We start from the raw sequence: 10,784 nt of genomic DNA on the forward strand, positions 1-10,784 counted from the left end.
GGAGTGAAATTTTTGTTAAAAAAGTCTCCGCCAATCTAAAATACGTCCGCGCTTAATATTAGGCGGTGGATTTAGGCGCCTCGTTTAACCTCCTGAAATTAAATCACTTGACTAAAAGTGCTGTGTTTAATTATAAAGACTGCATGAGAGATTACGGCGCGACCATGTCGAAAGCGCAGTTGGAGGCGGCCATTGCAAAGGCTGTCCGCTACCCGCACAAAAAGGTTCACAAGGGAAAACTGGCCATATCCCCTGAAGCATATCGGGCGCCGGGAAGGAAAACCAACCTGGTCATCAGCCCGTTTTCAATTCTGGACTGTACCGGATCGATCCATCTCGGCCCGTGGTGCAATATCGGCCCGCGCACCCGGATTTATACCCACGATACGATCCATTTGGGAACGCGGCCGCTCCTCGAAATAGAAGAGGAGTTCGGCGTCCTCTGGCAGGACAAATACATCGGTTCCGACGTCTGGATTCACGACGGATCATTTGTGCTCTACCAGGCGACCCGTCTGCCGGACGGGTTCGTGCTGGGGGCCGGTTCTGTTCTGGCCAAAAATCCAGGGCCCTATGAAATCTGGGCGGGAAATCCGGCAAGGAAGATCGGGGTTCGGAAAGCCGACGATGAAAAACAAATTGAAAGATTCCTGAAAAAGAAGCGTTTTTTATTAGACCGACACCTGTAAGTGGTCCGTTGCAACTGCTCCGCAAATAAATCCCCCCGTTCCCCCCTTTGAAAAAGGGGGGCGGAGGGGGGATTTTAATAATTAATATAACGGAGACAATTTCACTCAGCCAGCTACGGACAACAAGCAACGGACAACGCACACTGAGTTTCGGTTTGAACCGTAGTCAAGAAAAATTATAATAGCAGCTATCATGTCCGACTCGCCGACATACAATATTCTGATGTACTCCCATGACACTTATGGTCTCGGTCACATTCGCCGGACCATGGCCATTGCCACCCATTTGCGGGGGTCGAATATCAACATCCTGATACTGACCGGCTCGCCCATCGTCGGCCGGTATGCCTTTCCGGACCAGATCGATTTCGTACGGATACCGGGAATGATCAAAAAAACCAACGATGATTATCAGCCCCTTTCCATCAAAATCAATCCTAAAACCGCGCTGGACATTCGCAAGAATATCATCACCGCCACTGCCAAAACTTTTCAGCCCAATCTTTTCATCGTCGACAAGGAGCCGCTGGGGTTGAAAAACGAGGTACTCCCCACCCTGAAATGGTTCCGGCACCACCTGCCGCAAACCAAAACCGTTTTGGGGCTGCGGGATATCATGGATGATCGCGACACCGTCCGGCAGGACTGGAAAAAAAGGGGTATCTATGAGATCCTTGCCCGCTATTACAGCGAAATTTGGGTTTACGGCATTCAGGATTTCTACGATCCCATCAAAGAATATGACATCCCGGCAGCCATCAGCGCTAAAATACACTTTACCGGTTATATTCCCCGGCAGCTTCCGGATAAAAAGAAAGTTAAGAAAATCCGCAAACAGCACGGGCTCAAAGACGGCGAAAAACTGCTGGTGGTCACCACCGGCGGCGGCGGCGACGGGTTTCCCGTAATGGACACCTACCTGTCGATGCTTGAATCCCTATCCCCTCCCGCACGCTTTAAAAGTGTTTTAATCACCGGACCGTTCATGCCCAGGAAAGACCGCCAGAAGCTTTTTGACCGCGCCAGAAAACTCGGCGTCCGCATCTACCGCTTTTACCGCTGGATGGAAGAAATACAGGCGGCCGCGGACCTGGTCGTCAGCATGGGGGGATACAACACCGTCTGCGAGATTCTGACGCCGGGAATACCCTCGCTGCTGGTCCCCCGGGAAAACCCGCGCAAGGAACAGCTTATTCGGGCAGAAGTGCTTCACAGCAAAAACCTGGTGGATTATATCCCCTGGCATGCCTGTACCCCGGAAGCCCTGCGCCGGAAAATATTCACGCTTCTTGACAACCCTAAGATCTACCAGGACGCCATCGCGCAATTTGAATTGACCGGGCTTAAGACCATTCATAGCCGCCTCAAGGCTTTTAATAATTCCCCCGAATGACATGGCCAAATCCGACCCGAGATTAGATTTGCTCATTTATGCCCATGACGGCCGCGGTCTGGGACATGCCAGCCGCGGTGTTGCCGTGGGGGCCGCCGTCAGGCGCCTTTATCCGGAATTAAAGGTTTTGTTTCTTTCAGGCTGCCGGCAGACCGCCGCATTGATCGGACCCGTCCCCTTGGACTGGATTAAGCTGCCCGCCTATGAAAAGGTTATTGTAAAGGGGGCACCCCGGGCCCGCGTCGGAAAGACCAACTTAAAAAACTCCTATCTGGTCAAGTCACGCACGCGGCTGATTCAGGCCATTATGGCCGAATACCGGCCCCGCTGCGTCCTGGTGGACCATGAAGCCCCGGGGAAAAGGGCCGAGCTGGTCCCTTCGATTGAATCGACCCCGGACACAACCTGGATTCTGGGGCTGCGGGGCATCATCGGCCGGGTTGAAGATGTCTGGTCCCAAGAAGCGCTCCGTATTTTCAAGAAGCATTATCGTGCGCTCTTCTGGTACGGCGACGCGTCGGTCCTGGGACGGGAAACGCCCCGCGCCATTGAAAACCGGTATGGGGTTCAGCCGTTCACCACCGGTTATGTTTCGCGCCTGAAAGAAATATTGTACCGGACGGAACCGGCCGTACCGGCGGCTCGTCCGAATGCCGGAACCATTGCCGTCTCCTGGAACAGCCCGGCGGCAACATCTGTGTTAACCAGCCTGCAGCAGGCGCTTGCCAAGATAGGAGATCGATACGGCACCTGGCGGATCTTTACAGATTCTGATAAAACCCCTTTTAAGGACATGTCCTTTTGCCGGGTTGAGGATTTAAGCCCGGCATATCTGTCCGCGCTTTTAAACTCAAAGACGGCCCTGATATACGGCGGATACAACAGTATCACCGATATCCTCAGCGCAAAAGTACCATCCCTGGTACTGCTGAGAGATGTGTCCGACCGGGAGCAGGAGGATCATCTGTCCAAACTGGCCGCTTCCGGCCGAACGGCCATGCTTGTAATCTCTGAAACCGATGTTTCAGCGGACAGGCTGCAAGCGGCCCTTGAAAAACTGCTTCACACCCCCTGGCCGCAAAAAGACCGCCTGGATTTGGACGGGGCGGAAAATGCGGCCCAAAAGATTGTTGAGTACCTTTAATTTAGGCTGAAGGCTTAAGGCTTAAGGCTTAAGAGGGGTCAGCGTGAAGCGTTCCATGTCCGTTGTTTGTTGTCCGTCGTCCGTAGCAGATATAGAAGAGATCGTAACCGCGCAGGAAGATGGGTTAAAGACGGATGGAGTATCGGCTGAAAGATGAAATCTAAAAAACTGAAAACGATCCACTGACAACGGACAACCTGCCACCGGCAACTGACAAATTGAATTTTACCTCAATTGATGTATTATCAGCGTTATGCTTCAACAAAAACCAAACACAGCCCCATCCGACAAACCCGTCTTGGGCATGATTTTAAAAGGATACCCGCGCATATCCGAAACCTTCATATCCAATGAAATCCATCAGCTCGAGAATCAGGGTTTCCAACTGAGGCTTTTTTCAATGCGCCGGCCCCGTGAGCGGTTTACCCACCAGAGCGTCGGTAAGATCCGGGCAACCGTGGATTATCTGCCCCACAGCCTGTTTCTATATTTTCCGAAATTGCTGTATCACAATCTCCTGCTGGCCTTTAAAAGACCCGACAGATTTAAACGCGCTCTTAATACCGCGATAAGACGGCTGTTGCGCAATCGCAAGATTGCCACCATCAAACATCTGTTTCAGGCGGTTTATCTGGTCCATCGTCTTCTCCCCGACAGCGGCGTCACGCATCTGCATGCCCATTTTGCCCATTCACCGACATCGGTTGCCATGTTTGCCGGATTGCTGGCGGACCTTCCCTTCAGTTTTACCGCCCATGCCAAAGACATTTACACATCGGATTCAGAGCAGCTCCGTGAAAAGGTCGCCTTGGCGAAATTTGTTGTCACCTGTACCGAATACAACAAACGGTTTTTGCTCGAAACTGCCCATGGAGGGGACACACCGGTTCACCGCATTTATCACGGTATCGACCTTGAACTGTTTTCCAATGATGCTGAACCCCGGAAAAAAACCGGCCCGCCTCACAACATTGTTACAGTGGCGCGCATCACCCCCAAAAAAGGATTGGCCACGGTTTACAAAGCGCTTCAGCTGCTGTGCGATCAGGGGGCTTCCCTGCGCCACACCCTGATCGGCGACGGTGAAGACCGCAAGGAAATTTTAAAACTCATCACTGAGCTGGGACTTAACGGCGTCGCCAAATGCCTGGGCACCCAGCCCCATGAGGTGGTTCTGGCGCATTATCGCCGGGCTGATCTGTTTGTATTGGGATGCGAAATAGCGAAAAACGGTGATCGAGACGGCATTCCCAATGTTTTGCTGGAATGCATGGCCATGGGTGTTCCGGTGGTTGCCACCCGTGTTTCCGCCATACCCGAGTTGATCGAAGACGGCAAAACCGGGCTGCTGGTTCCGCCGGGTCAACCTGACAAAATGGCCCGGGCCATTGACCGGCTTTTAACCGATGATGATTTAAGAAACCGGATTATCCCCGCCGCCCGAAAACGGGTAGTCGAACAATTTAACAACCGGGTCCTGATCGAAGACCTGGCCGGTCGCTTCCGCGAAGTAGGATTATAGGCTGAAGACTGAAGGCTTTTAGGAAGAAAACGTGATCATACAAAATATTGAAACAACGATAGAAGAAAGCGAAAGATTTTGAATTGACTGGTTTGTACATTTTAATTCGTATTAGCGCCTTCAGCCTTCAGTCTTCAGCCTAAACCCCTGAGCACTTGCAAGGCAACGGACCATGAGCATCTGATAATTTATTTTTTAACTCAACCAGCTACCCTGAAAAATATGCGCATCTGCTTTTATGCCCCCTTTAAACCCCTGGGCCATGTCCATCCCTCCGGTGACCTGGTAATCGGGACGGGTCTGTTCGAATATTTACAAAACCGCGGGCATCAACTGATGATTGCCAGCGACTGCCGCGTCCGCTGGATTTATTGGACCCCCTGGCGCTGGCCGGAGCTTTTGCGCGAAGCCTTCCGGGCGGCTGGCCGGGTCCGGCAGTTTACACCGGATATCTGGCTCACCTATCATGCTTACTACAAAGCCCCCGACCTGCTGGGGCCTCCGATTTCAAAGCGACAGGACATCCCCTATGTTATTTTCCAGGGCGCCTTCAGCACCAAGCGAAGAAAAAAAATAAAAACCCTGCCGGGATACCTGCTGAACAAAAAATCCCTATGCGCCGCCCGCCACGTTTTCAGCAACCGCCGGGCGGACCTTCTGAATCTCGGCCGTCTGCTGCCCCAAGAGGTTATCAGCTATGTGGCCCCCGGGATTTATCCCAGGGCATTCTCTTTTGACGGGAACGCCCGGTCTGAGCTGCGGCAGCAATGGAAAGCCGGTGATGATCCGGTTGTATTGACGGCCGCCATGTTCCGCCCCGGGGTTAAAACCGAAGGGTTAAGCTGGGTTATCCGTGCCTGCGGTAAGCTTTTCCGGCAGGGAACGCGTTTTCAACTGGTTATTGCCGGCGACGGGGTCGAAAAAGAACAACTTTACCGGCTGGCGTCCGAACACCTCCCGGGAAAGTTTAGCTTTCTGGGAAAGATCCCCCGGGAGCACATGTACCGTTTTTACAGCGCCGGGGATATCTTCGTATTCCCCGGCATCCGGGAGTCCCTGGGTATGGTTTTTCTGGAAGCCCAGTCCTGCGGCATCCCAATCATTGCGTTTAGAAACGGCGGGATTCCCGAAGTCGTCCGGGACCGGGAAACCGGCGTGCTCGTACCCATGTATGATTTTGACCAATTTGCCGGCGCCATTGAAAAGCTGTTGACGGATAAGGCGCTTCGCCGGCAGATGGGCGAAACAGCCCGGTCTTACATACGTGAAAACCATGATCTGGATACCAATTATGGCAAGGTTGCGGAAGTCCTCGAAGCCATCGTTCGGGATTGCGACCGCCACTAAAGTTGATTTTCAGCCGGCATTCAGAAAGAAATATCCGGCCCCAGAGGAGGTCGCCTTTGGTCTAAGCCCAGAGGACATTATCTGCGTAAATGCCATTGGCAAAATTCGAAATCCGAATATTGAAATTCGAAACGGTTCGGCTGGCTCACCGCCCTGAGTCGAGTCGAAGGGCAAATTCAAATATCAAATGCCCTAATGACAAAAACAAAAGCATATTCGCAATGTCACTTACGCCGATTGTTTGGATCATTTGAATTTGGGTCATTCGGTATTGTTTCGGATTTCGGGATTCGTGCTTCGGATTTAGTGTCTTTTCAGTTTATTAGGCTGCGTAGCTAAACTCTGACCCGGCCCTTTGAAAATCCCGCCATTCGGCGGGGGAGAAATAGGTTTTCTATGCTGAAACAAAATAGCTTTTCACCAATTTTTATGCAAAGTCCAGATGTTAAATGTTAATCATAATGCATTGACCCGCTTCGGCCTACTCCGCCATGCCAGGACCGAATGGAATCTTCAAAAACGGATTCAGGGACAGAAGGATTCGCCGGTTGCACCGGAGGGTGAAAAACAGGCCGGAAAATGGGGGAACATTTTAGAACCATTTGGCTGGGACCGGATACTATCCAGCGACATCGGCCGCGCCCTGAAAACCGCCGAACTCATCAATGAGACGCTCGGGATCCCCATCCATACGGAACCCGGGCTGCGGGAAATGGACTGGGGCCTCTGGAGCGGAAAGACAATGGCCCAGCTCCGGCAGGAAAGCCCCCGGCTGCTGGCGGAGCAGGAAGCCAACGGATGGAGATTCTGCCCTCCCGGCGGGGAGGTTCTTGAAACGGTCTGGCAAAGAAGCCGCCAGGTTTTGCTTGAAGCCATCGGAAAATGGCCCGGTGAACAAATTTTGGTAATCACCCATGAAGGTGTAATCAAAGGCCTCCTCTACCGCTTTAACAGTCATCAAATTCTTCGCAATGAACCTCACCGGATGCATCCGTGGCACCTTCATCTGCTGGTTTACAGCAGGCAGGAGCTGCATTTGGAAAAAATAAACGCCCTAAACTTGGAATGATCATACAATCCGGTTTGTAATTTAGGGCAACAGTGATTAAATATAAATTGTCCGTTTAAATAAATGGTTTCGCGCAGGGAATGACTGATAAAATGACACCGATAGTAATCGCTGATGGTACTATCTGCTTAGCGCCGGCAAAGCGCTAATGAAAGTCGGGATAACAGCCCGAAAGAATTATGACACCTGCGGCTCAGCGTCTCTGCGGGAGAAAACTAAAAAGGACCTGCACCGTGCTACAGATCGAAGACATAAAGGCCTTAAACATCGAAGTGTCCTCTAAATGCATCGGCAAATGCCCCTTCTGCAGCCGGCAGCAAAAGGTGCGGCCCTATGGCGGACAGCTCATTACGCTTTCGGACTTTAAATTGCTGCCGGCCGCTTTTATCCGGCAGCTTAAACGGATTACCTTTGCCGGAAATTTCGGTGATTTTTGCGCCAACCCTGAACTGGTAGATATTGCCGGATATGTTAAGCAGCTCAACCCCGCCGCTAAATTGGGCGGGGATACAAACGGCTCCCTGCAGGGTGCCTCCTGGTGGAAAGCCTTGGGCCCGTTTTTTCATGACGGCGGCATAGTCTTCAGCGTGGACGGGTTGGCCGATACCCACGCGATCCACCGCCGCGGAACGGATTTTCATAAAATCATCCGCAACATCGAAGCGTTTACGGCTGCCGGCGGGACAGCCTACTGGAAATTTATCGTCTTTAAACACAACGAACATCAAATAAAGGCGGCTGAAGCCCTTGCCGGGGATATCGGCTGCACCCGGTTCTATGTGATATCCTCAAGGGATTATGATGAGCGTTGCCGGCGTCCGGAAACGTTCAGCTTTAAGATTAAACGGGAAATATTTTCATCCTATCGCCGGAAACAGCCCGTAAAGGATGCCCCTGCCCTGTGCAAACCCTGGCACAGCGGCTCCATCTACATTGCCGCCGACGGCACCGTGCACCCCTGCTGTTTTGCCCACTGCATGTACATTACGGAACATAACCGCCTGTTTCGCTACATTGTCCCGCTTATTGAAACAAACAAAAGCCAAATAAATTTCAAGACCCGACCGCTGGCCGAAATCTTAAGCGGCCCCTATTTCTCTACGGTTCACTCTGAATCGAAAATGAATCTCTATTGCGCGACAAAATGTAACCAATACAAGAAAAAGATCCGCAAAGAGGTGGTGCTGCACGATACTTTTTTTCAGAACAAACGCGCACTATCAGCCGGTCCAAAATCATGAGAATTCTCCAATACTGCCAGCATGTCCTCGGCATCGGACATTTTTTCAGAACCCTTGAAATCTGCCGGGCGCTTTCGGACCATGAAGTGGTTCTGGTTACCGGCGGCGCCAGGATTGATATCAACCTGCCGGGCCATATCCGGGAGGTATCTCTGCCGAGCCTGCTGATGGATAAGGAATTTAAAAACCTATTAACCGGAGAAAATGAAAATTCCGTTCTGGAGACTAAACAGGAACGGCGCCGGGCGCTTTTTAAGCTTTATAAAGAAACGGCCCCGGATCTTTTTATAATTGAACTGTATCCCTTTGGCCGCAATGCGTTTTCTTTTGAGATTGAACCTGTTTTAAAAGGGATTCGGTACGGTATTCTGAAACCGGCCCGGGTCGTCTGCAGCCTGCGCGATATCCTGGTTGATAAAAAAAAGTATACGCCGGCCTACGAAGCCAGGGTGGTGGCGTCTCTCAACTGCTACTTTAACGCCCTTCTGGTTCACGCGGATCCGGCCCTGCTGAAACTGGATGAGACCTTTTCACGTGTCAATGCCATTACCATACCGGTTGTTTACACCGGTTTTGTAACGCCCGCGCCGCCGGCAGGGGCCAGGGCAAAGATTCGAAAGAGGTTAGGGATTAAAGACGCAACGCCCTTAATCGTGGCCAGCCTGGGAGGCGGCCGGGTGGGAGAAGCCCTGCTGGAAGCGGTGATAAAGGCTTTTAAACGCTCGCGTTCGCTTAGCAGGGGGTGTCTTCAGGTCTTTGCCGGCCCGTTGATGAGTCCAAAAAAATTCGGACGGATTGAAGGATATTCGGACGAAAGGGTTCAGGTGGCGCGTTTTACCCCTGATTTTTTATCATACCTGGCTGCGGCCGACCTGTCGGTCAGCATGGCGGGATACAACACCTGCATGAACGTCCTGGCGGCCGGTGTACCGGCGCTGGTATGGCCCTTTTCCCAGAATCGTGAACAGCGGCTGCGCGCCGAGCGGCTGGCCTCAGCCGGCAGCATGACCGTCCTTTCCGAAAAGGACATCGATCCCTGCCGCCTTGCCGCCATCATGGAACAAACGTTGTCTCAGCCGGGGCGGATCGAAAGCCCTGTTGATTTACACGGCGCAGCCAACACGGCCAGATGGATAGAGGGTTGGATGAAAGCTGGATTAGGCTGAAGGTAGATAGGCTGAAGACTGAAGGAATTATGCAAGATCACACAAAACTTCGGGAATTTGAGCTGGCAGATGAGTTGGCGATATTGGTTTATCGGGTAACCGCAGGGTTTCCAAAGGAAGCGCTGTATGGTCTGTCTTCTCAAATGCGGCGGACAGCAGTTTCTACTCCTTCCGTCCAACACCGAGAAGATGTTAAATGGCCTGATTTATGCCTTGCAAGGTGTTCTAAAACCTTCAGCCTAAACAAAGGAGCTCTATGCCCCAACCCATTGCTGCCATATGGCGCTCGGTCCCGGCCGATATTGCGCTAAAAACAGACCAATGCCTGAGCCGCGCCTGTGAACAGCGAAATATCGGCGGCCCGGTCTCTCTTTTTTTCCGGGCCGATGATGTGGCCGTTCCCGGCCGGCAGCTTGTCCGGCTGATGGCCCTTTTTTCATCGTTTCGCGTTCCGCTGTCTCTGGCGGTTGTGCCGGCATGGCTCACTGAGTCCCGCTGGCGGCAACTAAAACGTATCGGGGCCCGAACCCCCGAACTATGGTGCTGGCACCAGCATGGCTGGCGTCACGCCAATCACGAAAACAAAAACAAAAAACAGGAGTTCGGCCCCGGCCGGTCGGCGTCCCAGATCAGAAAAGACCTCGTCCGCGGCAAAGACCGCCTTGAATCGCTGCTGGATAATGATTTTTATCCGGTGTTCACACCCCCCTGGAACCGCTGTGGTTCAGATACGCTAATCCAGTTAGAGGAACTGGGCTATCGAGGGGTTTCCCGAAGCAGCGGCAGCCTGCCGCTGCCGCCGGAGGGCCTTCCCGATTTTCAGGTCAACGTCGATTTGCATACCCGCCGGGACCCCGACCCGAGTCTTGGCTGGGACCGGCTGCTGGCTGATCTCGAATCCGCCGTCAAAGGCGGCACCTGCGGCATCATGATTCATCACCAGTTGATGAATGACGCCGCCTTTGAATTTCTTGAGATGCTCTTAAGATCGATTGTCAATCAAAAAGGAGTGGCGCCGACAGACTTCAGGTGGCTGGACGGTTACGACAGCATACGATATGAATAAGTTGATATATGAAACAGCGGGCCTTTCCGCGGACATTCTTACAAAATCCCCCCAACCCCCCTTTTTAAAACTGATCATTGGACACACTTGACACAGGGGGTCTGAGGTGTTATATATGGTGTATGTATGTTTCTGGTCAACATTTTT

At 52.3% G+C, this 10,784-nt stretch carries 10 protein-coding genes; all 10 read left to right on the forward strand.

The features are described from left to right. The first annotated feature begins 143 nt into the window (after positions 1–143). Positions 144–689 (forward strand): hypothetical protein, encoded by a 546-nt coding sequence (locus tag P1P89_20175; protein ID MDF1593832.1) that lies wholly within the window; start codon positions 144–146, stop codon positions 687–689. A 193-nt stretch (positions 690–882) separates the two neighbouring features. Further along, the gene (locus P1P89_20180) at positions 883–2,082 is read left to right on the forward strand and encodes a glycosyltransferase (GenBank protein MDF1593833.1); all 1,200 of its coding nucleotides are present in this window, start codon (positions 883–885) and stop codon (positions 2,080–2,082) included. Between the two features lie 28 nt (positions 2,083–2,110). After that, on the forward strand, positions 2,111–3,226 hold the full coding sequence (locus tag P1P89_20185; protein ID MDF1593834.1) for a hypothetical protein: 1,116 nt from the start codon (positions 2,111–2,113) through the stop codon (positions 3,224–3,226). A 400-nt stretch (positions 3,227–3,626) separates the two neighbouring features. Next, positions 3,627–4,748 (forward strand): glycosyltransferase family 4 protein, encoded by a 1,122-nt coding sequence (locus P1P89_20190; protein ID MDF1593835.1) that lies wholly within the window; start codon positions 3,627–3,629, stop codon positions 4,746–4,748. 222 nt (positions 4,749–4,970) lie between these two features. Continuing rightward, complete coding sequence (locus tag P1P89_20195; protein ID MDF1593836.1) at positions 4,971–6,095, forward strand: glycosyltransferase family 4 protein; 1,125 nt, start codon at positions 4,971–4,973, stop codon at positions 6,093–6,095. A 442-nt stretch (positions 6,096–6,537) separates the two neighbouring features. After that, entirely contained in the window at positions 6,538–7,164 is a 627-nt protein-coding gene (locus P1P89_20200) for a histidine phosphatase family protein (GenBank protein ID MDF1593837.1), read from the forward strand. A gap of 233 nt (positions 7,165–7,397) precedes the next feature. Then, complete coding sequence (locus P1P89_20205; protein MDF1593838.1) at positions 7,398–8,405, forward strand: radical SAM protein; 1,008 nt, start codon at positions 7,398–7,400, stop codon at positions 8,403–8,405. Then, positions 8,402–9,571, forward strand: coding sequence for a glycosyltransferase (locus tag P1P89_20210; GenBank protein ID MDF1593839.1), 1,170 nt, complete (start codon positions 8,402–8,404; stop codon positions 9,569–9,571). The genes P1P89_20205 and P1P89_20210 overlap by 4 nt, the downstream gene beginning before the upstream one ends. A gap of 29 nt (positions 9,572–9,600) precedes the next feature. Then, positions 9,601–9,882, forward strand: coding sequence for a four helix bundle protein (locus P1P89_20215; protein MDF1593840.1), 282 nt, complete (start codon positions 9,601–9,603; stop codon positions 9,880–9,882). After that, positions 9,828–10,637 (forward strand): polysaccharide deacetylase family protein, encoded by an 810-nt coding sequence (locus P1P89_20220; GenBank protein ID MDF1593841.1) that lies wholly within the window; start codon positions 9,828–9,830, stop codon positions 10,635–10,637. Before P1P89_20215 ends, P1P89_20220 begins: the two co-directional genes overlap by 55 nt. Positions 10,638–10,784: the final 147 nt, after the last annotated feature.

It is taken from the genome of Desulfobacterales bacterium (assembly GCA_029211065.1).
Lineage (GTDB): Bacteria > Desulfobacterota > Desulfobacteria > Desulfobacterales > JARGFK01 > JARGFK01.

Bases quoted from the DNA above. Each gene is read 5' to 3' on its own strand.
- P1P89_20190 (MDF1593835.1), top strand. From the start codon at position 3,627: ATGCGCCGGCCCCGTGAGCGGTTTACCCACCAGAGCGTCGGTAAGATC.
- P1P89_20180 (MDF1593833.1), top strand. From the start codon at position 883: ATGTCCGACTCGCCGACATACAATATTCTGATGTACTCCCATGACACT.
- P1P89_20195 (MDF1593836.1), top strand. From the start codon at position 4,971: ATGCGCATCTGCTTTTATGCCCCCTTTAAACCCCTGGGCCATGTCCAT.
- P1P89_20220 (MDF1593841.1), top strand. From the start codon at position 9,828: ATGCCCCAACCCATTGCTGCCATATGGCGCTCGGTCCCGGCCGATATT.
- P1P89_20210 (MDF1593839.1), top strand. From the start codon at position 8,402: ATGAGAATTCTCCAATACTGCCAGCATGTCCTCGGCATCGGACATTTT.
- P1P89_20175 (MDF1593832.1), top strand. From the start codon at position 144: ATGAGAGATTACGGCGCGACCATGTCGAAAGCGCAGTTGGAGGCGGCC.
- P1P89_20215 (MDF1593840.1), top strand. From the start codon at position 9,601: ATGCAAGATCACACAAAACTTCGGGAATTTGAGCTGGCAGATGAGTTG.
- P1P89_20200 (MDF1593837.1), top strand. From the start codon at position 6,538: ATGTTAAATGTTAATCATAATGCATTGACCCGCTTCGGCCTACTCCGC.